The sequence below is a fragment of the Streptomyces sp. NBC_00353 genome, from assembly GCF_036108815.1.
In the GTDB taxonomy this organism is placed as follows: domain Bacteria; phylum Actinomycetota; class Actinomycetes; order Streptomycetales; family Streptomycetaceae; genus Streptomyces.
Genome location: NZ_CP107985.1, coordinates 6016832 through 6039090, shown reverse-complemented (window position 1 = coordinate 6039090; position 22259 = coordinate 6016832). Strand labels below are relative to the sequence as shown.

Sequence of the window (22259 nt, the reverse complement as noted above, 5' to 3'; positions counted from 1 at the left end):
TTCAGCCGGTGCGGCGGGCGCCTGCCGACGGGACCGCCGGAAAGACCCCGGGCGTCGCGTATCCCGCCGAAGTGAACGCCTCCAGCACCGACTTGGTGACCGCGTCCGCGTCCGCCTCCTCCACCAGCACGATCGCCGACCCGCCGAAGCCGCCGCCGGTCATCCGGGCGCCCAGCGCCCCGGCCGCGTTCGCCGCGGAGACCACCAGATCCAGTTCGGGGCAGGAGACCCGCAGGTCGTCACGGAGCGAGACATGGCCCGCCGTGAGGACAGGGCCGGCGGCGCGCACCTCGCCCGCGTCGAGCAGCGCGATGACCTGCTCCACCCGCGCGTTGTCGCTGACCACATGGCGTACGTACCGCACGACCGACTCGTCGGCACCGGACTCGGCGAGGGTGTCGAGCGCGGCGCCGAGACCGTCGTACGGAAGATCGCGCAGCGTCCCGATGCCGAGCGCCCGCGCGCCCGCCTCGCAGCCGGCCCGCCGCTCCGCGTACGCACCGTCGCCCAGCGCGTGCTTGACCCGGGTGTCGACGACCAGCAGCCGCAGACCGTGCGCGGACAGGTCGAACGGGACCTGGCGCTGGGTGAGGTCGCGGGTGTCGAGGTGCAGGGCGTGGCCGTCGGTGCAGCAGGCCGACGCCATCTGGTCCATGACGCCGCACGGCACGCCGACGAACGCGTTCTCGGCGCGCTGCGCAAGCACCGCCAGCTCGGACGCGGACAGGCCGAGCTCGAAGAGGTCGTTCAGCGCGAGCGCGGTGACCACTTCGAGGGCGGCGGACGAGGAGAGCCCGGCGCCGGTGGGGACGGTCGAGGTCAGCTGGATGTCCGCGCCGGTGACCTGGTGGCCCGCCTCGCGCAGCGCCCAGACGACGCCGGCCGGGTAGGCCGCCCAGCCGTGCCCGGAGTGCGGGGCCAGCTCGTCGACGCGGAGCTGGACGACACCGCCCGGCACGTCGGTCGAGTGCAGCCGCAGCTCGCCGTCGGTGCGGCGGGCGACGGCCGCGCGCGCGGTGTGCGGCAGCGCGAGCGGCATCACGAAGCCGTCGTTGAAGTCGGTGTACTCGCCGATCAGGTTGACCCGGCCGGGCGCCGCCCAGACTCCTTCGGGGGCGGTGCCGTACAGCTCGGTGAAAGCGGTGACCAGCTCAGCGTTGTCGGTCATGGCGCGGTGGGTTCCTCTCGGCGGGCGAACGTCCAGGCGTCGGAGACGATTCCGGCCAGGTCGGCACGGCTCGGCTGCCAGCCGAGCCGCTCCCTGGCAGTGGTGGCGGAGGCGACCAGCACGGCCGGGTCACCGGCGCGGCGGGGGGCCGCGATCTCGGGGACCGGGTGGCCGGTGACCTTGCGGACGGTCTCGATGACCTCGCGCACCGAGAAGCCGTTGCCGTTGCCGAGGTTGCAGATCAGGTGTTCGCCCGCGGTGGCCGCGTCCAGGGCCAGCAGGTGGGCCTCGGCCAGGTCCGCGACGTGGATGTAGTCGCGTACGCAGCTGCCGTCGGGGGTCGGGTAGTCGTCGCCGTAGACGGAGATCGACTCGCGGCGGCCGAGCGCGACCTGGAGGACCAGCGGAATCAGATGCGACTCGGGGCTGTGCCGCTCCCCGTGGCTGCCGTACGCCCCGGCCACGTTGAAGTAGCGCAGCGAGACCGCGGCCAGTCCGTGCGCGGCCGCCTCGCCGGTGATCATGTGGTCGACGGCCAGCTTCGTCGCGCCGTACGGGTTGGTGGGGGCGGTCGGGTCGGACTCCGTGATCGGGCTGGAGACCGGTTCGCCGTAGGTCGCGGCCGTGGAGGAGAAGACCAGGGTGCGGACACCCGCGTCACGCATCGCGGCGAGCAGGGCGGTGGATCCGCCGACGTTGTTGACCCAGTACTTCTCCGGGTCGGTGACGGACTCGCCGACCTGGGAGTACGCGGCGAAGTGCAGCACCCCGTCGTAGGAGGAGTCCAGCCAGCGCGCGGCGTCCTGGATGCGGCCCTCGATGAACTCGGCCCCGGCGGGGACGCCCTCGCGGAACCCGGTCGACAGGTCGTCGAGGACGGTCACCTCATGACCGGCTTCGAGAAGATGCGCGGCGACCACACTGCCGACATATCCGGCGCCGCCTGTGACCAGGTACTTCTTCCGGGGGCTGAGCCGGGGATCGCTCTGGGGCTTGCTCACTCGCTCGCTACCTCTCGCAGTCGCTGGGCCGCGGCCTCCGGCGGCACGTCGTTGATGAACACACTCATGCCGGACTCGGAACCCGCGAGGAACTTCAGCTTGCCGGAGGTACGTCGGATGGTGAAAAGCTCGAGGTGAAGCCCGAACTCCTCCCGCCCGGGGACTCCGAACGGCGCCTGGTGCCAGGCCGCGATGTACGGGGTCGGCGGCTCACCGGGGCCGAAGATCCGGTCGAATCGCCTCAAGAGTTCCAGATAGATCTGTGCGAACTCTGTGCGCGCCCCTTCGTCGAGTTCCCGCAGGTCGGGGACGCGCCGGCGCGGGTGCAGATGCACCTCGTACGGCCAGTGCGCGGCGTACGGGACGAAGGCCACCCAGTGCTCGCCGGTCAGCACCACGCGATCGCCGTCGGTCAGCTCGCGGGCCACGATGTCGTCGAAGAGGTTGCCACCGGTCCGCTCGCGGTGCGCCTGCATCGAGCGGAGCATCAGCTCGGTGCGCGGGGTGACGAAGGGGTACGCGTAGATCTGCCCGTGCGGATGGCCGAGCGTCACGCCTATCTCGGCGCCCCGGTTCTCGAAGCAGAACACCTGCTTGACCTGCTCGAACTCGGCGAGTTCGGCGGTGCGGTCGGTCCAGGCGTCGAGGACCAGGGTCGCCTGCTCCTCGGTGAGGTCGGCGAACGACGAGTCGTGGTCGGAGGTGAAGCAGACGACCTCGCAGCGGCCGGAGTCACCGGCGAGCGAGGGGAAGCGGTTCTCGAAGACGACCACGTCGTACCGGTCGTCGGGGATCTCGCTGAGCCGCCCGCCCCGGGACGGGCAGAGCGGGCACTCGTCGGCCGGCGGGTGGTACGTGCGGCCCTGGCGGTGCGAGGCGATGGCGACGCTGTCCCCGAGGAGAGGGTCGCGGCGGATTTCGGAGGAGGTCGATACGGCGTCGAGCGGCCGCCGGTCGACGGCGTCCCGGACCACGTCGTCGCGGCTGTCGTAGTAGAGCAGCTCCCGGCCGTCGGCGAGCGTCGTAACCGTCTTCTTCACCAGGTTCCTCCAAACATAACCGCACACAACAAACCACAAGCCAACACGCACGTCAATGAGTGGCCGCACGGCCGCGCTCGTCGACGCACACGTTTTCCAGACCCGAACATTTAGGGGTGAACTGGATCCGATCCACTGGTAATCGCCGAGCAGCCGGCCTTACGTTCCCTGGCGTGAAGGCAGGCGTGGGGCGCCGATAACGGCTGTATCCCAACCGCGCGCAGGAACAGGTTCCGACCCGGTGGGGGCATGCGGCACGCACCCTGTGGAACATTGCGCTCGAGCAGCGCACATACGTGTTTGAGCAGCGCGGCAGCAGCCTGCGCTCACAGGAGCGTCAATTCTGGGTCCACCAGCAGGGTGTCATCGACATCCCGACCGACCAGGGCGCCAACTTCGTCTCCGCGATCGTCGGCTTCGTCGCCGGTGCGGAGGTCATGGCCGTCGTCACCCTCCCCACAGCTCCGAAGCCCCGGGATCAACCCGTCCGACGCGGACCTGAAGAAGGCCGAGGGCGTCCACATCAACCTCTGGACCGGGCCGGCCATGCTGACCCCGGGGCTGTTCCTCCTGCTGTGGCTGAAGCTGCGTCCGGCACCGGCGCCGGACGGCTCCGCCGACGTCGGCCCGGACACCTGAGCAGTCTCCGCACCGCCCCGAAGGGGCCGGACGTCACCCGGCGTCCGGCCCCTTCGTCATTCCGCCCACTACCGCGCGGTCCAGCAGCCCGGTGCGGGCCGCCAGTGCCGCGGCCTCCAGCCGTGAGCCGACCCCCAGCTTCATCAGCACCCGCTGCACATGCGTACGCGCGGTGCTCGACGCGATCCGCATCCCGGCCGCGATCAGCCGGGTGTCCTCGCCCTCCGCGACCCGCACCAGGACCTCGATCTCACGCGGGGTGAGCATGCGCAGCAGCCGCTGCCCCTCGTCGTCCGGCTGGACGGCCGGGTTGAGCAGCTCGGCGAAGGCACCCTGGAGCAGTTGCGGCGCGACCGCCGCCTCTCCGGCCCGCGCCTTGACCATCGCCCGCTCGACACCCTCTATCCGCTCGTCGTGCCTGACATATCCGGCGGCGCCGGCCGCGAAGGCCGCCGCGATCCCGCGCGGACTGGGCACCGGCCCGAGCACCACCACCGCCACCTGCGGGCGCTCCCTCTTGATCCGGGTGATCGGGTCGAACGCCCCGGGTTCGGCGGGTGTCGCCGTGCCGAACAGACAGACCTCCGGGGCTCTGCTCACCACGAGTTCCGCCGCACCGGCGGTCGGCGCGGCCGCCGCGAGCACCCGGTGACCCCGCAATTTCAGCGCCGAGGCCAACGCCTCGGCGAGCAGTCTGTGGTCATCGACCACCATGAGCCGCACGCCCATCGAGTTACCCCCCACAGCAATGGAGCCACACCCAGGCGTCGCGCGGCAGGCGCCGGTTCGACGACAGGCCCCGGCCCCCGGCCCCTTTGACCCGGCAAGCTACACGCTTGTTCGACGTGGCGCGCCCCTTACCAGGCAGAAGAACCCCGGAATGCCGAATTATGTGCTGTTCGGGTCCGGTTGACCGACAGTAAGCCGGCGGAAGTGGATCGATGGGCGGGCAGAAAACGACCGGCCCTGCCGGTCGAGTGATCGACCGGCAGGGCCGTGGTGCGTGCGCGTACCCGCGCCGGGGTCAGCCGGTGCCGAACGAGACCGCGAGGTACTGCTTGTCTTCGAGGGAGCTCTCGCGCGGCTTGCTCACCATCACCTCGGAGATGTACATCCGGCCGCCCGAGTAGAGGATCTCCGCGTAGTCCATGGAGAAGCTGGTCTCCGCGTCCCGGACGGACTCGTCCCCCGGGTTCTCCATCAGCACCGTCTGCTTGAAGGTGGAACCGTCGATGGAGACGATCTGGCCGCCCTTGTCGTACGGGGGGACCTTGTACGCGATGATGTTGGAACCGTCCATGCGGATCGGGAACATCGTGTACCGGTCGCCGGCGTCGGCCTTGTCGCTGGTCGGCTTGCCGGTGGTGAGGTCGAACGAGACGATCTCGTTGGTGTCGCCGTACTCGCCGGTGCCCTCGTGCTCCTCGGTCGGCAGATAGAGCCGGTTGTTCCCGACGGCCAGCTGCTGGCAGGTCTCGACCTCGGTGGAGCCGCAGCGGGCGGCGTACTTCTCGCCGTCCGCGGCGATCTTGGTGAGGAGCTTGCCGGTCGACGCGTCGATCGAGAAGAAGTCCGAGATCCCACTGCCGTCACCGGCGGTGTCGCCGACATCGGCCGCGACGACCAGCGGCTTGGTGGAGACGATGCTCGCGTAATCGACGCCGGGCGGCATCTTGAACGACGAGAGCGGGGCGCCGGTCGTCGGGTTCAGCGCCTGGATGACGAGCTGCGGGCTGTCGTACGTACCGCACTTGCGGACCACCGCGAGCGCGTCGCCGCCGCCGTACCCCTTGTCGTAGCAGCCATCGGTGCCGACCTTCGGCTTCCAGCGCTCGGCGCCGGTGTTCAGGTCGAAGGCGGCGCCGCCCTCGGTGCCGCCCGCGGCGACCGTGGTGCCGCTGAGCGTGACCTCGTCGAACCTGACCGGCTCGTCACCGCTGGTAGCGGCGGTCACCGGCTTGCTCCACATCAGCTTTCCGGTGTTCAGGTCGATCCCACCGACCTGGTTGCACGGCTGGTACTTCTTCGCCTTGGTCGGCTTTCCCTCCTCGAAGAGGATGGCCGTCTTGTAGTCCTTCGACATGTGCCGGGAGGCGGCGCAGAGCTGGCCCTCCAGCGGGATGGACCAGAGCTTGGTGCCCTTGACCTTGTCGTAGCCGACGATCTCGTCGACGCCGGTCTTCACATACGCCTTGTCGGTCAGCCAGGAGCCGTCGACCGTCGTGACGTCGCCGACCTTCGGCTCCGGCAGCTGGAAGGCGACGGTGGACTTGGTGTTCGCCGGCACCTTCTCCTTGCCGCCACCACCGACGCCGCTGTCCTCGCCGCCCTTGCCCTCACCGGTGGGACCGGCGGAGGACACCTCGTTCTTCTTGTCGTCGCCACCGGAGGCGAGGAAGATGCCCCCACCGATGATCACTGCCACGGCGACCACCGCGGCAACGATGATCTGCATCTGCGTGGTGAACTTCTTGCCGCCGTTCCCGCCCTTCTGCGGCGGCGCGTACTGCGGCTGCATCGGGGCCGTCGGGTAGCCGTATCCGTAGCCCTGCTGCGGCGGCTGACCGGGCGGCAGGCCCTGTCCGGCCGGAGGGCCCGGCGGGTAGCCGTAACCGGGCTGCTGCGGATAGCCGTAACCCGGCTGCTGCGGCGGACCGGCGGGCGGGGTCTGCGGAGCGCCGAAACCACCGGCGGGGGGTTGCGCCTGCGGGGCGCCGAATCCCCCCGCGGGCGGGGTGGGCGGCTGCTTGCCGAACGGGTCGGCGGGTGGCGGGACCGGTGCCCCGAACCCACCGGGCGGCGGGTCCTGCGGGGCGCCGAACCCGCCCTGGGGCGGTTCGTTGGGCGGCTGGGGCGGCTGAGTCATGACGTACGTACCTCGAGGGAAGGGGAGTCGGTCGGTCGGGACCTGTCGCGGTCGGTCGGAGTCCGTCGGGTGCCTGCGTGAGCCGTCACTTGCCGAAGGCCATCATGGTCTTCGTCTCCAGCTCTTCCTTGTCGTTGCTCGCACTGACCCGCCCGCTCGCGATGAAGGAACGCCCGTCCGCGTAGACGATCTTCGCGTTGTAGAACGAACTCTCGATCTGGGACGTCGACTCCGGGTGCCGGAGCAGCATCTGCGGCGCGCCACCGGTCGGGGCGAGGGTGGCGATCCCGCCGCCCTTGTTGTATCCGGCCTCCACGTAGAGCAGCACATTGCCGCCCTCCATCCGCAGCGGCTTCACGATCTGCTCGGCCGGGGCCGCGGCCTTCCACTTCGGCTTGCCGGTGTTCAGGTTGAACGCGACGACCTTGTTCGTACGGGCGGTGCCGCTGGAGTCGGCTTCGGTCGACATGTAGAAGGTGTTGGCGTCGGCGGCGACACCGACACAGCCGTCCAGTGACTTGCCGAAGATGGCGAACGCACTGCCGCAGTCCGGTGCGAACTTGTCGCCCTTGTCACCGACCAGCTGGGAACGGAGCGTGCCGTTCTCCTTGATCGCGAGGATGCTCCACTTCTTCTTCTCGCTCTGGGTCAGCGAGACGACGAGCGGGCTCACCGAGTAGACCCGGTCGATCTCCCACCCACGGGCCGGCCGGTACGTCCACTTGGCCTTGCCGGTGGCCGGGTCGATCTCCTGGATCTGGTGCTGGGGGTTGTCGATGTCATCGGTGCGGCAGCTGGCGGCTGCGATCAGTTTGGGGCCGCCGGCGAAGGCGAACGGCTGGCAGTTGCCCGCCGGCTTGCCGAACAGCTCCTTGCCGTCGCTGACCCGGTAGGCGTTGGAGTTGCTGGTCCGGCCGACCGTGACGGTGTCTCCGCTGATGGCGAGGGAGATGTCCGACATCATGTCCCAGATGCCGTTCTTCTTGATCGACTTCTTCCAGCCGGCCTTGCCGGTGTTGAGGTCGATCATCTGGAGGTCCGAGCAGTCGGCCTTGTCGGTGGTGCCGTTCTTGACCCCGATGACGATCTTGCCGTCGGTGGTGGTCTGCGAAGGCGCGGCGCACATGTCGGCGGGCAGCTTCAGCGTCCACTTCTGCTTGCCGTCGGCGGCCGAGTAGCCGGAGACCGCGCGGTACATGCCCTTGACGACGGTGTCGCCGACGACCCAGGGGCCGTACACGTCCGCGCCGTTGCGCGGCAGGTCGACGTCGTTCTTCTGCAGCCAGAGGACCTTGGCCTCGCCCGGCTTGCGCCCGGCGTTGAGGTCGTCGTCCGCCTGCCGTCCGTCGCCGTTGCCGTCGCCCTCGTCGACGGAGGGCGAACCGCTCGGCGCCTTGCCGTCCGTGCTCGCTTGCGCGACGGGCTTCTTGTCGTCGTCACCACCGCTGGTCGCGAGGAACACGCCACCGGCGATGACGATCGCGGCGGCGACCGCGGCACCGATGATCACTGCGGGCTTCCCCTTGAAGGGGCTGCCACCGCCCGTGCCGCCGGGGCCGCCGGGTATCGGGGCGCCGGGGTACTGCTGCTGCGGGTAGCCGTAACCGGGCTGCGGCTGCTGGCCGTAGGGGCCGGGCTGTTGGGCGTACGGGCCCGGCTGCTGACCGTAGGGACCCGGCTGTTGGGCGTACGGGCCCGGCTGCTGCGGGTAGCCGTAACCGGGGGCCTGACCCGGCTGCTGCGGATAGCCGTAACCCGGCTGAGCGGGCGGCGGCGTCGGCAGCGCGGCCGGCATCTGCGGTGGCTGGGCAGGCGGTTGACCCTGCGGCGGCTGACTCTGCGGCGGCTGCCCGGGCGCCGCCGGCTGAGGACTCCCCTGCGGCGGCTCCTGCGGAGCGCCGAAGCCTCCCTGCGGCGGTTGCTGGCTGGGCGGCTGGGTCATCAGCACGTCCCCCTTCGTGCGGTCCGGTGCCCGTTCCGGTCTCCCCCGCGATTCCGCTGGGCTGAATTCCCCTCGGAAAGGAGCGAATCGGGCATGGATTCCGCGGCGTCACGACAGTCGAGCGGGGCTTCTTTGTACCACCCGCAACGCATCGGACACCGAGTCGGTCCGCCCCCTGTTCCCAAGGGAGAACCGCGCCGTGATGCCCTCGTTACGCCTCGGTCCGTCAGTTGCCGAAGCCCGCCATCGACTTCATCGACTTCTCGTCCTCGTCGTCGATCCCGCTGATCCTCGCGTGCATGAGGAAGCAACGCCCGTCCTGATAGACGACCCTGGAATCGAAGAAGCCGCGCTCGACCGTGGCGGCCGCTGCCGGGTGCCGCAGCACCATCTGCGGCGTGCCGCCGGCCGGCGGGAGGGACGCGATGCCGCCACCCTTGTTCTTCCCGGCGGCGAGATACATCAGCAGTCTGCCGCCCTCCACCCGCATCGGCATGAGGGTCTGTCCGGCCGGGGCCACGGCCTTCCACTTCGCCTGACCGGTGTTCAGATCGAAGGCGACGACCTTGTTGGTGGGGGTGAGGTCGGACTCGGAGGGCTCGGTCGCCAGATAGACCGTCCGGTCGTCGGCCGCCACCCCGAGGCAGTTGTCGAGGTTCTTACCCTCGGTGAGGAGGTCACCGCCGCACTTCGTCGCGTAGTCGTCGGTGCCGCCGACCAGTTGGGACCGGTAGGTGCCGTTCTCGTTGAGCACGATGATCGCCCACTTGTCCTCCTGCTTCAGCGAGACGACCAGCGGGCTGACCGAGTAGAACTGTGCAACCTCCCAGCCCTTCTTGACCTTGTACGTCCACTGGACCTTTCCGGTGACCGGATCGATCCGCTGCACCTGCTGCTCCTTGTGGTCGTCGGCCGCGGTCTGGCAACTGGTCGCGGCGATCGCCACGGGGCCGCCGGCGAAGCCGAACGGCTGGCAGTTGCCCGGCAGTTCCCCGAAGAGCACCGTGCCGTCGCTGACCCGGAAGGCGTCCGTCCTGCTGGTGCGCCCCACGGTCACGGTGTCACCGTTGATCGCCATCGAGACGTCGGACAGCAGATCCCAGGCGCCCTGGCGCCGGTATGTCTTGCGCCAGCCGGCCCTGCCGGTCGTGAGGTCGACCATCTGGAGGGAGTTGCAGAGCGCGTCGTCCGCGGTGCCGGTCTTGATCCCGAAGACGATCTTGCCGTCGGCGGTGGGCTGCGAAGGCGCCGCGCACAGATTCGACGGCATACGAAGACTCCACTTCCGGCTGCCGTCGGTCACGGAGTAGCCGGAGACCGTGTGGAACATGGCCTTGACGACGGTGTCGCCGACGATCCAGGGGCCGTACACGTCCGAGCCGTTGCGGGGCAGGTCGACGCCGCCCTCCTGGAGCCAGAGGACCTTCGCCTCGCCCGGCTTGCGCTGGGCATTGAGTGCGTCGGCCTCGGCACGGAGGTCGTGCGTGCCCGGGTCCTCGGCCTTGCCGTCGCCGGTGGCGCCCGGCCCGGGGCCGGTGCTCGCCTTCGCCGTGGGCTTCGACTCGTCGTCGCCCCCGCTCGTGGCGAACCAGATGCCCCCGCCGGCCAGCAGCACCACCGCGAGCACGGCAACGATGACCGCACCGCGGCTGCCCCTGAAGAACCCTCCGCCACCGGACCGCGGGGGCTGCTGCGGCTGCTGGTGCTGCTGCTGCTGCTGGTAGCCGTATCCCGGCTGCGCCGGCGACGGATAGCCGTACGGCCCGGGCTGCGTGGGCGCGTTGTACGGCCCTGGCTGCGTGGGCGCGTTGTACGGCCCTGGCTGCGTGGGCGCGTTGTACGGACCCGGCTGCGCGGGTGTGCCGTACGGGCCCGGCTGTACCGGCGCACCGTACGGTCCCGCGGCCTGACCGGGCGGCGGCGCGGAGCCGTATCCGGGCGGCTGCGACGGCTGGACCGGCTCCGGCGGCGGATCGTACGGAGCCCCGAAGCTTCCCTGCAGCGGTTGCCCGCCGGGCGGCTGGGCCATCAGCACGTCCCCCTTCGTGCGGATCGGTCCGGCGTCTGCACCTGCGCCGGGCGAGCCTTCTTTCTACCACCCGCCCCACAGGCCCCACCGGTCACGCCGACGGTCCGTCAGCGATCAGGCGTCCTCGGCCAGCTCCAGCCAGCGCATCTCCAACTCGTCGCGCTCCGCCACCAGTTCCCGCAGTTCCGTGTCGAGCTTCGCCACCTTCTCGAAGTCCGTCGCGTTGTCGGCGATCTGCGCGTGCAGGGTCGTCTCCCTGCTCGACATCTTGTCGAGCTGCCGCTCGATCTTCTGCAGTTCCTTCTTGGCGGCGCGGGCGGCCTGCGGCGAGACCGCGGCGGCGGCCGGGGTCTCCTTCGCCGCGGTGGGCGCCGAGGGGGGCACGACCGCGTCCTCCATCCGTCGCCTGCGCTCGATGTACTCGTCGATACCGCGCGGCAGCATCCGCAGCGAGGCATCACCGAGCAGCGCCATCACCCGGTCCGTGGTCCGCTCGATGAAGAACCGGTCGTGGGAGATCACGATCATCGACCCCGGCCAGCCGTCGAGGAGGTCCTCCAGCTGGGTCAGGGTCTCGATGTCGAGGTCGTTGGTGGGCTCGTCGAGGAAGAGGACGTTCGGCTCGTCCATCAGCAGCCGCAGGATCTGCAGCCGGCGCCGCTCGCCGCCCGACAGGTCGCCGACCGGGGTCCACTGCTTCTCCTTCGAGAAGCCGAACTGCTCGCAGAGCTGGCCCGCGGTCATCTCCCGGCCCTTGCCGAGGTCGACCCGGTCCCGTACCTGCTGCACGGCCTCCAGCACCCGCAGGTTCGGGTTGAGCTCGCTGACCTCCTGGGAGAGGTAGGCGAGCTTGACGGTCTTACCGACGACGATCTTCCCGGCCGCGGGCTGCGCCTCGCCCTGGGTGCGGGCCGCCTCGGCGAGCGCCCGCAGCAGCGAGGTCTTGCCCGCGCCGTTGATCCCGACCAGACCGATCCGGTCGCCGGGGCCGAGGTGCCAGGTGAGGTGGGTGAGCAGCGTCTTGGGTCCGGCCTGGACGGTCACGTTCTCCAGGTCGAAGACGGTCTTGCCCAGCCGGGCGTTGGCGAACTTCATCAGCTCGCTGGTGTCGCGCGGCGGCGGCACATCGGCGATCAGCTCGTTGGCCGCCTCGATGCGGTAGCGCGGCTTCGACGTACGGGCGGGGGCGCCGCGCCGCAGCCAGGCCAGCTCCTTGCGCATCAGGTTCTGCCGCTTGGATTCCTCGGTCGCGGCGATCCGCTCCCGCTCGGCCCGGGCGAACACGTAGTCGCTGTAGCCGCCCTCGTACTCGTGCACCGTGCCGCGCTGGACATCCCACATGCGCGTACAGACCTGGTCGAGGAACCACCGGTCGTGGGTGACGCAGACCAGCGCCGAACGCCGGTTCTGCAGGTGCCGGGCCAGCCAGGAGATGCCCTCGACATCGAGGTGGTTGGTCGGCTCGTCGAGGACGATCAGGTCCTGTTCGGCGATGAGGAGTTTGGCGAGCGCGATCCGGCGCCGCTCGCCGCCGGAGAGCGGGGCGATGACGGTGTCCAGGCCGTGCTCGAAGCCGGGCAGGTCGAGCCCGCCGAAGAGCCCGGTCAGCACGTCACGGATCTTGGCGTTGCCCGCCCACTCGTGGTCGGCGAGATCGCCGATGACCTCGTGGCGGACCGTCGCCTTCGGGTCGAGCGAATCGTGCTGCGTGAGGACACCGAGACGCAGGCCACCGTTGTGGGTGACGCGGCCGGTGTCCGCCTCCTCCAGCTTGGCGAGCATCCGGATGAGGGTCGTCTTGCCGTCGCCGTTACGGCCGACGACACCGATCCGGTCCCCCTCGGACACACCGAGGGACACACCGTCGAGCAGGGCACGGGTGCCGTACACCTTGCTGACCTGCTCGACATTGACCAGATTGACGGCCATTTCACTCCTGACTGGGGGATCGATCGACATCCCAGGGTAGTCGCCACGCGGGTGGGTTAGCGTGCGGCGATTGATCAAGGGCGGGGACAGGGGACTTCGGTGGTGCGCAATTCGGTACGGGGCACGGTCACGGCGGTGCTGGCGGCGGTGTCGGTGGCGGTGACCGGCTGCACGTCGTCCGCCCAGGACGACGGCGGGAAGGCGGCGCCGAAGCCGCGGGCCGCGGCAGAGAGCGCGATGAAGGGCGGCAGCGTCGGAGGCTCCGGCTCTGCCTGCGCCCTGCCCGTCACCTTCGACCTCGCGGCCTCCTGGAAGCCGGAGGCCGTGCAGCTCGGCGAGGACGAGGCTCTCAAGGAGCTGGCCCGACAGGGCCCGGTCACGCTCGTCTGCGAGATCGACGCGAAACCCGCCGGGAGCATCGGGTTCCTGCGTGTGTGGACCGGCGACCGTTCCGACCGCACCCCGCGCCAGGTCCTGGAGGCGTTCCTGGCCGACGAACCGAACGTCGGAAAGATCACGTACACCGACACCGAGGCCGGCACCCTTCCCGCGACCGAGGTCGGGTACACCGTCAGCAGCGAGCTGCTCGACGGGCCCCGGAAGAAGCGGGCGTTCGCCGTCTCCACCCCACGCGGGCCGGTCGTGGTGCACCTGGGCGGGCTGGACTCGGAGGAGTACGAGGAGATGCTCCCGGCGTACGAGCTGGCGAAGCGGACCGTACGGCTCGGCTGAGCCGTACGTACGCCCCGTCCGGCGCCCGTGGTCAGCCCGACCGGCGGCGCCCCGCCCGTTCCACCAGCAGCCAGCCGCCCAGCGCCGTCGCGACGGCCGCCGGGGCGCTGACCCGTACGGCGATCAGCACCGCCGTATGCCCTTCCAGCAGCCCGCCGAACCCGACCGTCGACACCCCGAGCACCCCGAACAGGCAGAGCGTCACACCGAGCGCGGACACCGGCCCGGAGCCCTTCCCCGGCACCGCGGAGACCGGCCGCTCGAACGTGCGGAAGACGGCGACCAGCCCCGCCGTGACGGCTGCCGCCACCGCGATCCGCACCGGCACCTGCGCCCACCAGGCACCGGTCGCCGGCTCGGGCAGCGGGACGTCCAGGGCGATCATCGCCCCGTACACCCCGAGCATCGCGGTGAGGTGCCAGAGGAACGCTGTCATCGCCACCCCGTTGGCCGCGACGACCCCGCGCCACACCCGCGGGCGGGCGACCAGCCGGGCGCCGGGGCCACGCAGCAGCTCGACCGCGCCGACCAGCCACAGGCCGTGGCAGAGCAGGGCGAGCGTCGGCGGTGCCATGTTGCTGATCTTCTCGCCGGGCATCCCGACCATGGAGAGCGGATACGGGCCGAACGCGACCAGTGCGGCCGCGGCGGCCAGGCCCGGGCCGGCCAGCAGCGCGGGGCGGCGGATGCGGTCGTCGGCGCGCAGGAAGCCCAGCTGGTGCACGGCGAGCCAGACGAACGCGAAGTTGAGGAACGCGATGTACGGGACACCGGCGGCGAACCGCAGCACGTCGACCGCTACCGCCGCCGCGGCAAGCCCGGCGAAGGCGCCCCAGCCGTACCGGTCGTGCAGCTTCAGCAGCGGCGGCGTGAACGCCACCATCGCGAGATAGATCCCGATGAACCAGAGCGGCTGGGCCACCAGCCGCAGCGTGACCCCGGTCAGCCCGCCGCCCCCGCCGAGCAGCTGGACGATCAGCGCGGCCGTCCCCCAGACCAGGATGAAGACCATGGTGGGGCGCAGCAGCCGCTGCAGTCTGGCCCGGAGAAAGGCCGAGTACACGGAGTCCGTCGAGCCGGCGGGCTGCTTGCGGCAGAGGGAGCGGTACGACAGGGCGTGCGAGAAGCCGCCGACGAAGAAGAACACCGGCATGATCTGGAGCACCCAGGTCAGCAGCTGGAGGCCGGGGACGACGGCGAGCAGGTTGCCGACGCCGTCGGCGGTGACGGCGGCCATCAGCCAGTGCCCGAGGACGACCGTCCCGAGCGAGGCGACGCGCAGCAGGTCGATGTACCGGTCCCGGGTGGCGGGCGTGGCCCCGGCCAGTTCACGAACACTTGATCCCATACGGGTACGGTCGCGCCCGACGCCCCGGGGGCGGCAGCGCGACCGTACTCAATTCCCGTCTGAGTACCCGCGGTCAGACGATCGTGGCACCCGGCGCCGGGGACACCGCGACCCGCGCGGTCCGGCAGGTCCCCGACGTCCGCAGCGTGTCCGCGATCCTGCGCGCCGCCTCCGCGTCCGCCGCCAGGAACGCGGTGGTCGGCCCGGAGCCCGAGACCAGTGCGGCCAGCGCACCCGCCCCGGTGCCTGCGGCGAGGGTGTCGGCGAGCGAGGGCCGCAGGGAGAGCGCGGCGGGCTGCAGGTCGTTGGAGAGAGCCTTCGCGAGCACATCGGTGCTGCCGGTGCGCAGGGCGTCGAGGAGTGCCGGCGAGGCTTCCGGTGCGGGGACGTCGGTGCACGCGGTGAGCCGGTCGAACTCCCCGTAGACGGCCGGGGTGGAGAGCCCGCCGTCGGCGACCGCGAACACCCAGTGGAATGTGCCGCCGACGTCGATCGGGGTCAGCTGCTCGCCCCGGCCGATTCCGAGGGCGGCGCCGCCGACCAGGGAGAACGGCACGTCGCTGCCGAGCTCCGCACAGATGGCGAGCAGCTCGTCCCGGGTGGCGCCGGTGGCCCAGAGGGCGTCGCAGGCCACCAGGGCGGCCGCGGCGTCGGCGCTGCCGCCCGCCATGCCGCCCGCGACGGGGATGTCCTTGGAGATGTGAATGTGCACGTCGGGGGAGATGCCGTGGCGGCCGGCGAGCGCGATCGCGGCGCGGGCGGCGAGATTGCCGGCGTCCAGCGGGACCTGCGCGGCGTCCGGGCCCGAGCAGGTGACGCTCAGCTCGTCGGCGGGTGTCACGGTGACCTCGTCGTAGAGGCCGACGGCGAGGAAGACGTTCGCCAGGTCGTGGAAGCCGTCGGGGCGCGGGGCGCCGACCGCGAGCTGCACATTGACCTTGGCGGGGACGCGAACGGTGACGCTCACTCGCCACTCCCGGTGGACTCGTTCCCGCTGGACTTCTTCCCGGCGGGCTCGTCCGCGCCGGGCTTGCTCCCGCTCGACGAGTCCGCCGCCGGCTTGTTCTCGGCGATGGCCGCGAACTCCTCGACGGTCAGTGCTTCACCCCGCGTCTTCGGCGGGATCCCGGCCGCGACCAGGGCCGCCTCGGCGGCCGGCGCGGAGCCGGCCCAGCCGGCCAGGGCGGCCCGCAGCGTCTTGCGGCGCTGAGCGAACGCCGCGTCGACGACCGCGAAGACCTCGGCCCGGCTCGCGGTCGTCGTGATCGGCTCGGCGCGCCGGACCAGCGACACCAGACCGGAGTCGACGTTCGGGGCCGGCCAGAACACCGTGCGGCCGATGGACCCGGCCCGCTTGACGTCCGCGTACCAGTTGGCCTTCACCGACGGCACGCCGTAGACCTTGTTGCCCGGCCGGGCGGCCAGCCGGTCGGCGACCTCGGCCTGCACCATGACCAGGGTCCGCTCGATGGTCGGGAACCGCTCCAGCATCGTCAGCAGGACCGGCACGGCCACGTTGTACGGCAGGTTGGCGACCAGGGCGGTGGGCGGCGGGCCCGGCAGCTCCGTGACCAGCATCGCGTCGGAGTGGACCAGCGAGAACCGGTCCGCGCGGCCCGGCATCCGGGCCTGGACCGTGGCCGGCAGCGCCGCCGCCAGCACATCGTCGATCTCGACGGCGACGACCCGGTCCGCCGCCTCCAGCAGCGCCAGGGTCAACGAGCCCAGACCGGGTCCGACCTCGACCACCACGTCGTCCGGACGGACCTCCGCGGTCCGTACGATCCTGCGGACCGTATTGGCGTCGATGACGAAGTTCTGACCGCGCTGCTTCGTGGGGCGTACCCCCAGCTTCGCGGCCAGCTCGCGGATGTCTGCGGGGCCCAGGAGGGCGTCGGGCTCTGTGGTGCTCACCCGGTAAGCCTACGGCCGCAATGCGGCCACGGGCTCGCCCCCCGTTGCAGGTACAGCTTCTTCGCCCGGAACGTCTGCTCGGACGCCGGGGCGTCCTGCGGGCGGCCGCTGCCGCCGAGGGAGTGCCAGGTCTGTGTGTCGAACTGGTACAGCCCGCCGTACGTGCCACTGGCGTCGACCGCGCGGGGCCGGCTGCCGGACTCGCAGGACGCGAGCCCGGACCAGTTCAGCCCGTCCGCGCCCACCACGGACCGGGGGCGGGCTCCGGTACCGACCCTCACGATCCGGTCGACCGGTGTGCGGACGACTTCGGCGTCCAGCACCCGCGGCCGCTGCCGGACGCCGTTGACGGTCCGCACCCCGTACGTGATCCGGCGGACGCCAGGCCTGCCCTCGCGCTCGACGACCTCCGTACCCGCGAGGAGCGAATCGTCCGCGGACCGTTGTTCGGCGTACGGGATGGGCTCCTCGCGCACCTCGCGGGAGTCGGTGATCCGCATCACGGAGACCGTCTGGCCGTCGCGCGGGAAGCTGTGCGGGTCCACGGAGGTGGTGTCCTCGCCGTGCAGGGTGATGCCCGCCTCGGCGACGGCCTCGCGGACGGTCGCGGCGTTGGTGCGGACGGTGCGCTCCCGGCCGTCGGCCATGAAGGTCACGGTGCGTTCGGTGCGGACGTCCAGGGCGAGCCCGGTGCGGCCGATCGAGGAGGAGCGGGCGGCGGAGAGGTACGCCCCGTCGGCGCGCACCCCGAGCTGGCGCAGGGCGCCGTCGACGGAGCCTGCGGTGGTCCACACCCGGTGCTGCACTCCGTCGAGGGTGAGGGTCACCGGGCGCCCGTGGCGGACGGTGATCTCGTCGCCGTTGTCGAGGTCGCCGTCGGGGGCCGGGGTGACGACGTCGTGCGCGCCGACGGCGATGCCCTCGTCGTCGAGGAGTTCGCCGATGTCGTCCGCGAAGGTGTGCAGGGTGCGCGGCTCCCCGTCGACGGTGAGCTTCACCGCCTTGTCGTGGGCGACGAACGCGGTGGTGCCGCCGGCCAGGAAGGCGACGACCAGAGCCTGCGGGACGAGGCGGCGCAGGTTCTCCGGACGGGCGGGGGCCTTGCGGCGGTGCGCGGCCCGCCGGGCACCGGCCCGGCCGCCGGTGCGGGGGCCGCCGTCCTTCGGGGCGGCGGCCGGGCCGGGCGGCGCCGCAGGCGTGTCGACGACGGTCGGATCGTGGACCGGCCGGGGGGCGACGAGCGTCTGCTCCTCGTGGAACGACAGGGGCGCGGGGACGGTCGGCGGTGTCGCCACCGCCGCATCTCCCGCGTGTCCCCTGCCCGGTGCCGCACGGTGCCTGCCCTGCGCATTGATCACGACGCTCCAGAAGGTCCGTTCGTCCCGGTCGCCCGATGGGCGTCCGGGACGATAGTGGAGCTTCGGTCACTCTCCAAAACGGCGCGACCGCGCACCGTCACGGCGTGATCTGTCAGTAATCGAACGCGCGAGCCGTGTTGTCGTTGATCGCCGACGCCAGGGTGTCCTCGTCGACCCCCTTCACCTCCGCCATGGCACGGAGCGTGACGGGAATGAGATACGGCGCGTTGGGCCGGCCGCGATACGGGGCGGGGGTGAGGAACGGCGCGTCCGTCTCGACCAGGACCAGTTCGATCGGCGCGACGGCCAGCGCGTCCCGCAGCGGCTGGGCGTTCTTGAACGTCACGTTGCCCGCGAAGGACATGAAGTACCCGGCGTCCGCGCAGATCCGGGCCATCTCGGCGTCCCCGGAGTAGCAGTGGAACACGGTCCGTTCGGGGGCGCCCGCGTCGGCGAGCACGCGCAGCACATCGGCGTGCGCCTCGCGGTCGTGGATGACGAGCGCCTTGCCGTGCCGTTTGGCGATCTCGATATGGGCCCGGAAGGACTCCTCCTGGGCGGCCATGCCCTCGGGGCCGGTACGGAAATGGTCGAGGCCGGTCTCGCCGACGCCGCGCACCCGGTCCAGGGCGGCCAGCTTGTCGATCTCGGCAAGGGCTTCGTCGAGGGCCGCCTTACCGCCCGGCTCCCGCGCCTCCTGGCGGGACCAGCCCTCCGGGTCGCCGTGGACGATGCGCGGCGCCTCGTTGGGGTGCAGGGCCACGGCCGCGTACACACCTGCGTGCGCGGCCGCGGTCTCGGCGGCCCAGCGCGAGCCCCGCACGTCACAGCCCACCTGGATCACGGTGGTGACGTTGACCGCCGCGGCCCTGGCCAGGCCCTCCTCGACGGTGGCGTCCTGCATGTCCAGATGGGTGTGCGAATCGGCGACCGGTACCCGCAGGGGTTCGGGCAGTGGCGGGGCTTCCGTACGGCTCATGCCACGATCGTACGAGGACCGTGGCACCACTCTCACTTGCGGTGGAAGGGGTGCAGCAGGTCGGAGAGGTGCCAGTGGTGCCCCGCGGCCGTCGGAGCGGCCGCGGATGCGGTGACCGCCTCGCGTGCGCGGGCGTCGCTGTCCTCGGTGTGCCCCGCGGTCTCGTACTGCGACTCGAGCAGCTGCTGGACGGTCGAGACCCTGCCGGACCGCATGATCCGGACCACATGGCCTTCGCAGTTCGTGCAGGTGGGCCTGGACAGGGGGGACGGGACCCGTTCCCCGTTCGCCTTGTAGATGACGAAGTCGTTATTGGAACCGTCGACGTGGTGCTCTATCTCGTAGGCCTGTTCCCAGCCGTATCCGCACCTCATGCAGGCGAAGGAATACGCCTCATGCACGGTGGTTGCTGCGGTCTCGCTCATGCCTGCTCCTCTTGTCCGCCGGACAAGCACTCCGGAGAATGCGTCCCTGATTCAGTGGACGCCTTTACCGGCGGGAGCGCACCATGCCCTGTCGAGTATTGGAGCGGTCTTGGCCTTCTCGTGGCAAAAGGGGCCAGATGCGCGGCTCGCGCTTTGCTTTTTACGATAGTCCTTTGCCGTCAGCAGAGCCGGTCCGCGATGCGTTCTTTGCTGCGACGACCGCATCGAAGACCTCGCGTTTGGGCAGCCCCGCGGCCGCGGCGACAGCGGCGATCGCCTCCTTGCGCCGCTCCCCCGCCTCCTCGCGCACCTGCACCCTGCGTACCAGCTCGGCGGCGTCCAGCTCCTCGGCCACGTCCGCCGCGCCCTCGACGACGACGGTGATCTCGCCGCGTACTCCTTCGGCCGCCCAGACCGCCAGTTCGGCCAGCGGGCCGCGCTTCACTTCCTCGTACGTCTTGGTCAGCTCCCGGCACACGGCGGCCCTGCGATCGCCGCCGAACACCTCGGCCATCGCGGCGAGGGTGTCGTCGAGCCGGTGCGGGGCCTCGAAGAAGACCATGGTGCGGCGCTCGTCGGCGACGTCGCGGAGCCGGCCGAGCCGTTCGCCCGCCTTGCGCGGCAGGAAGCCCTCGAAGCAGAACCGGTCGACGGGCAGCCCGGACAGGGCGAGCGCGGTGAGCACGGCGGACGGGCCGGGGACCGCGGTGACCTTGATGCCCTTCTCCACGGCTGCGGCGACGAGCCGGTAGCCGGGGTCGGAGACGGACGGCATCCCGGCGTCCGTGACGAGCAGGACCCGGGCGCCACCGGTCAGCGCCTCGACGAGTTCGGGCGTACGCGCCGACTCGTTGCCCTCGAAGTAGGAGACGACACGCCCCGTGGTGTGGATGCCGAGTGCCTGCGTCAGCCGGCGCAGCCGGCGGGTGTCCTCGGCGGCGACGACGTCCGCCGTCTCCAGTTCTGCGGCGAGGCGTGGCGGGGCGTCCGCCACGTCGCCGATGGGGGTCCCTGCGAGTACCAGCGTTCCAGTCGTTCCAGTCACATCAGCCATCCTCCCAGCACGGGCGACAGCAGTCGCACAGATGCGTTCCCTACGATGGCGCGGTGACGAGTACTGCGCCCGAAGCCCAGCAGGGTCAAGACGCCGGGGAACGGCACGGCGAAGAGCCGCCTTCCTGGCAGCAGCGGCTGCGCCGCTTCGGCCATTCGCCGCGGCCCGGTATCGGGCTGCGGGAACGGCTGATCCCGCCGTACAACCGGCCGGGACCGCAGCTGTGGGCGGTGCTGGGGGTGTCGCCGCCGACCGCCGAGCGGCTGGTGCGGTGGTCGGCCTGGGGCGGGCCGCTGCTGGTGACGCTGGTCGCGGGGGTGCTGCGGTTCTGGCATCTGGGCAGCCCGAAGGCGGTGATATTCGACGAGACGTATTACGCCAAGGACTCCTGGGCGCTGATCAAGCAGGGGTACGAGGGGTCCTGGCCGAAGGACGTCGACAAGTCGATCCTGGCCGATCCTTCGCTGGTGACGGTGCCGACGGCGCCCGGCTATGTGGTGCATCCGCCGGTCGGCAAGTGGATCATCGGGTTCGGTGAGCAGCTCTTCGGGTTCACGCCGTTCGGCTGGCGCTTCATGGTGGCGGTGCTCGGCACGCTGTCGGTGCTGATGCTGTGCCGGATCGGGCGGCGGCTGTTCCGCTCGACGTTCCTGGGGTGTCTGGCGGGCGCGCTGCTCGCCGTCGACGGGCTGCATTTCGTGATGAGCCGCACCGCGCTGCTCGACCTGGTGCTGATGTTCTTCGTGGTGGCGGCGTTCGGCTGTCTGCTGATCGACCGGGACTGGGCGCGGCGCAGGCTCGCCGCGGCGCTGCCGGTCGACGCGGAAGGGGTGCTGCGCCCGGACGCGCGGATCGCCGAGACGCTGCGGCTGGGGTGGCGGCCCTGGCGGATCGCGGCGGGGCTCTCGCTGGGGCTGGCGTTCGGCACGAAGTGGAACGGCCTGTACATCCTGGTCGCGTTCGGTCTGATGACGGTGCTGTGGGACGTCGGTGCGCGCCGGACGGCGGGTGCGGTGCAGCCGTACCGGGCGGTGATCCGGCGGGATCTGGTGCCCGCGTTCGTCTCGACCGTGCCGGTCGCGATCCTGACGTACATCGCTTCGTGGACCGGCTGGATCATCAGGAACGATCCCGACCACCACGGCTACTACCGGGACTGGGCCACCACCGACGGCAGGGGCGGCAGCTGGACCTGGCTGCCGGACTGGCTGCGCAGCCTGTGGCACTACGAGTACCAGGTCTACGAGTTCCATGTGAACCTGACGTCCGGCCACACGTACCAGTCGAACCCCTGGAGCTGGATCGTCCTGGGCCGCCCCGTCTCGTACTTCTACGAGGAGCAGAACGGCTGCACGGCCTCGGAGACCGGCAAGTGCGCCCGTGAGGTGCTGGCCATCGGCACACCGCTGCTGTGGTGGGCCGGGTGCTTCGCCCTGGTGTACGTCCTGTGGCGGTGGCTCTTCCGGCGCGACTGGCGGGCGGGCGCGATCGCCTGCGGTGTGGCGGCGGGCTGGCTGCCGTGGTTCCTCTACCAGGAACGGACGATCTTCCTCTTCTACGCGGTCGTGTTCGTGCCGTTCCTCTGTCTCGCGGTGGCGATGATGATCGGCGCGATGATCGGGCCCGCGGCGGGCACCGGGGCCAGGCGGGAACTGGGCCTGGCGAAGGCCGATCCGTCCGGTGAACGGCGACGGACATTGGGGGCGGTCGCGGTCGGCGTACTCGTCCTGCTGATCATCTGGAATTTCATCTATTTCTGGCCGCTGTATACGGGCATGTCCATTCCGGAGAATTCCTGGCGCAACCGCATGTGGCTGGATACCTGGATTTGACCG

At 70.9% G+C, this 22259-nt stretch carries 18 protein-coding genes and 1 pseudogene; 4 read left to right on the top strand and 15 right to left on the bottom strand.

Going from position 1 to position 22259, the window contains the following annotated elements; all coding sequences use genetic code 11:
• Window position 1: 1 nt before the first annotated feature.
• Genes galK through galT form a run of 3 tightly spaced genes read right to left on the bottom strand, consistent with a single transcriptional unit; the run spans window position 2 to window position 3209 of the window.
• On the bottom strand, window positions 2-1168 hold the full coding sequence (gene galK / locus OHA88_RS27360; protein ID WP_328627445.1) for a galactokinase: 1167 nt from the start codon (window positions 1166-1168) through the stop codon (window positions 2-4).
• Window positions 1165-2169, bottom strand: a complete 1005-nt coding sequence (gene galE, locus OHA88_RS27355) for a UDP-glucose 4-epimerase GalE (protein ID WP_267004744.1) — start codon at window positions 2167-2169, stop codon at window positions 1165-1167. Before galE ends, galK begins: the two co-directional genes overlap by 4 nt.
• On the bottom strand, window positions 2166-3209 hold the full coding sequence (gene galT / locus OHA88_RS27350; protein ID WP_328627444.1) for a galactose-1-phosphate uridylyltransferase: 1044 nt from the start codon (window positions 3207-3209) through the stop codon (window positions 2166-2168). Before galT ends, galE begins: the two co-directional genes overlap by 4 nt.
• A gap of 203 nt (window positions 3210-3412) precedes the next feature.
• Between galT and OHA88_RS44680 the strand changes: the two are divergent.
• Together OHA88_RS44680 and OHA88_RS27345 are read left to right on the top strand one after the other, a co-directional pair.
• Window positions 3413-3511 (top strand): annotated as a pseudogene (locus OHA88_RS44680) (helix-turn-helix domain-containing protein); the annotation flags it as partial.
• 124 nt (window positions 3512-3635) lie between these two features.
• The gene (locus OHA88_RS27345; protein WP_328629967.1) at window positions 3636-3848 is read left to right on the top strand and encodes a hypothetical protein; all 213 of its coding nucleotides are present in this window, start codon (window positions 3636-3638) and stop codon (window positions 3846-3848) included.
• Between the two features lie 33 nt (window positions 3849-3881).
• On the opposite strand, the gene OHA88_RS27340 is transcribed toward OHA88_RS27345, so the two are convergent.
• The 5 genes from OHA88_RS27340 to OHA88_RS27320 form a co-directional block, all read right to left on the bottom strand.
• The gene (locus tag OHA88_RS27340; protein WP_328627443.1) at window positions 3882-4577 is read right to left on the bottom strand and encodes a helix-turn-helix transcriptional regulator; all 696 of its coding nucleotides are present in this window, start codon (window positions 4575-4577) and stop codon (window positions 3882-3884) included.
• A gap of 295 nt (window positions 4578-4872) precedes the next feature.
• The gene (locus tag OHA88_RS27335) at window positions 4873-6714 is read right to left on the bottom strand and encodes an outer membrane protein assembly factor BamB family protein (protein WP_328627442.1); all 1842 of its coding nucleotides are present in this window, start codon (window positions 6712-6714) and stop codon (window positions 4873-4875) included.
• Window positions 6715-6799: 85 nt separating this feature from the next.
• On the bottom strand, window positions 6800-8656 hold the full coding sequence (locus tag OHA88_RS27330; RefSeq protein ID WP_328627441.1) for an outer membrane protein assembly factor BamB family protein: 1857 nt from the start codon (window positions 8654-8656) through the stop codon (window positions 6800-6802).
• A 226-nt stretch (window positions 8657-8882) separates the two neighbouring features.
• Window positions 8883-10685 carry an outer membrane protein assembly factor BamB family protein gene (locus OHA88_RS27325; RefSeq protein ID WP_328627440.1) on the bottom strand — a complete coding sequence of 601 codons (1803 nt, stop codon included), beginning with the start codon at window positions 10683-10685 and terminating at the stop codon, window positions 8883-8885.
• A 114-nt stretch (window positions 10686-10799) separates the two neighbouring features.
• A complete protein-coding gene (locus tag OHA88_RS27320) occupies window positions 10800-12614 on the bottom strand; it encodes an ABC-F family ATP-binding cassette domain-containing protein (protein ID WP_328627439.1) in 1815 nt (604 codons plus the stop codon).
• A 99-nt stretch (window positions 12615-12713) separates the two neighbouring features.
• Here OHA88_RS27320 and OHA88_RS27315 point away from each other — a divergent pair, with 99 nt between their 5' ends.
• The gene (locus OHA88_RS27315; RefSeq protein ID WP_328627438.1) at window positions 12714-13346 is read left to right on the top strand and encodes a lipoprotein; all 633 of its coding nucleotides are present in this window, start codon (window positions 12714-12716) and stop codon (window positions 13344-13346) included.
• A gap of 31 nt (window positions 13347-13377) precedes the next feature.
• Here OHA88_RS27315 and OHA88_RS27310 read toward each other — a convergent pair whose 3' ends face one another.
• The 7 genes from OHA88_RS27310 to rsmI form a co-directional block, all read right to left on the bottom strand.
• Entirely contained in the window at window positions 13378-14694 is a 1317-nt protein-coding gene (locus tag OHA88_RS27310) for an acyltransferase family protein (protein WP_328627437.1), read from the bottom strand.
• Window positions 14695-14767: 73 nt separating this feature from the next.
• Complete coding sequence (locus OHA88_RS27305; RefSeq protein ID WP_328627436.1) at window positions 14768-15661, bottom strand: 4-(cytidine 5'-diphospho)-2-C-methyl-D-erythritol kinase; 894 nt, start codon at window positions 15659-15661, stop codon at window positions 14768-14770.
• Window positions 15658-16608, bottom strand: coding sequence for a 16S rRNA (adenine(1518)-N(6)/adenine(1519)-N(6))-dimethyltransferase RsmA (gene rsmA / locus OHA88_RS27300; RefSeq protein ID WP_328627435.1), 951 nt, complete (start codon window positions 16606-16608; stop codon window positions 15658-15660). Before rsmA ends, OHA88_RS27305 begins: the two co-directional genes overlap by 4 nt.
• The gene (locus tag OHA88_RS27295; RefSeq protein ID WP_328627434.1) at window positions 16605-17903 is read right to left on the bottom strand and encodes a ubiquitin-like domain-containing protein; all 1299 of its coding nucleotides are present in this window, start codon (window positions 17901-17903) and stop codon (window positions 16605-16607) included. Before OHA88_RS27295 ends, rsmA begins: the two co-directional genes overlap by 4 nt.
• Before the next feature lie 175 nt (window positions 17904-18078).
• A complete protein-coding gene (locus OHA88_RS27290; protein ID WP_267004732.1) occupies window positions 18079-18945 on the bottom strand; it encodes a TatD family hydrolase in 867 nt (288 codons plus the stop codon).
• 32 nt (window positions 18946-18977) lie between these two features.
• Window positions 18978-19370, bottom strand: a complete 393-nt coding sequence (locus tag OHA88_RS27285) for a hypothetical protein (RefSeq protein ID WP_328627433.1) — start codon at window positions 19368-19370, stop codon at window positions 18978-18980.
• A 160-nt stretch (window positions 19371-19530) separates the two neighbouring features.
• On the bottom strand, window positions 19531-20424 hold the full coding sequence (gene rsmI, locus OHA88_RS27280) for a 16S rRNA (cytidine(1402)-2'-O)-methyltransferase (RefSeq protein WP_267004730.1): 894 nt from the start codon (window positions 20422-20424) through the stop codon (window positions 19531-19533).
• A 53-nt stretch (window positions 20425-20477) separates the two neighbouring features.
• Between rsmI and OHA88_RS27275 the strand changes: the two genes are divergently transcribed.
• A complete protein-coding gene (locus OHA88_RS27275; RefSeq protein ID WP_328627432.1) occupies window positions 20478-22256 on the top strand; it encodes a dolichyl-phosphate-mannose--protein mannosyltransferase in 1779 nt (592 codons plus the stop codon).
• Window positions 22257-22259: the final 3 nt, after the last annotated feature.

Coding starts and splice junctions, on each gene's coding strand:
- OHA88_RS27325 (WP_328627440.1), bottom strand. CDS start 10,685: ATGGCCCAGCCGCCCGGCGGGCAACCGCTGCAGGGAAGCTTCGGGGCT.
- OHA88_RS27335 (WP_328627442.1), bottom strand. CDS start 6,714: ATGACTCAGCCGCCCCAGCCGCCCAACGAACCGCCCCAGGGCGGGTTC.
- OHA88_RS27290 (WP_267004732.1), bottom strand. CDS start 18,945: ATGAGCCGTACGGAAGCCCCGCCACTGCCCGAACCCCTGCGGGTACCG.
- galK (WP_328627445.1), bottom strand. CDS start 1,168: ATGACCGACAACGCTGAGCTGGTCACCGCTTTCACCGAGCTGTACGGC.
- OHA88_RS27340 (WP_328627443.1), bottom strand. CDS start 4,577: ATGGGCGTGCGGCTCATGGTGGTCGATGACCACAGACTGCTCGCCGAG.
- rsmI (WP_267004730.1), bottom strand. CDS start 20,424: ATGGCTGATGTGACTGGAACGACTGGAACGCTGGTACTCGCAGGGACC.
- OHA88_RS27285 (WP_328627433.1), bottom strand. CDS start 19,370: ATGAGCGAGACCGCAGCAACCACCGTGCATGAGGCGTATTCCTTCGCC.
- OHA88_RS27310 (WP_328627437.1), bottom strand. CDS start 14,694: ATGGGATCAAGTGTTCGTGAACTGGCCGGGGCCACGCCCGCCACCCGG.
- OHA88_RS27320 (WP_328627439.1), bottom strand. CDS start 12,614: ATGGCCGTCAATCTGGTCAATGTCGAGCAGGTCAGCAAGGTGTACGGC.
- OHA88_RS27330 (WP_328627441.1), bottom strand. CDS start 8,656: ATGACCCAGCCGCCCAGCCAGCAACCGCCGCAGGGAGGCTTCGGCGCT.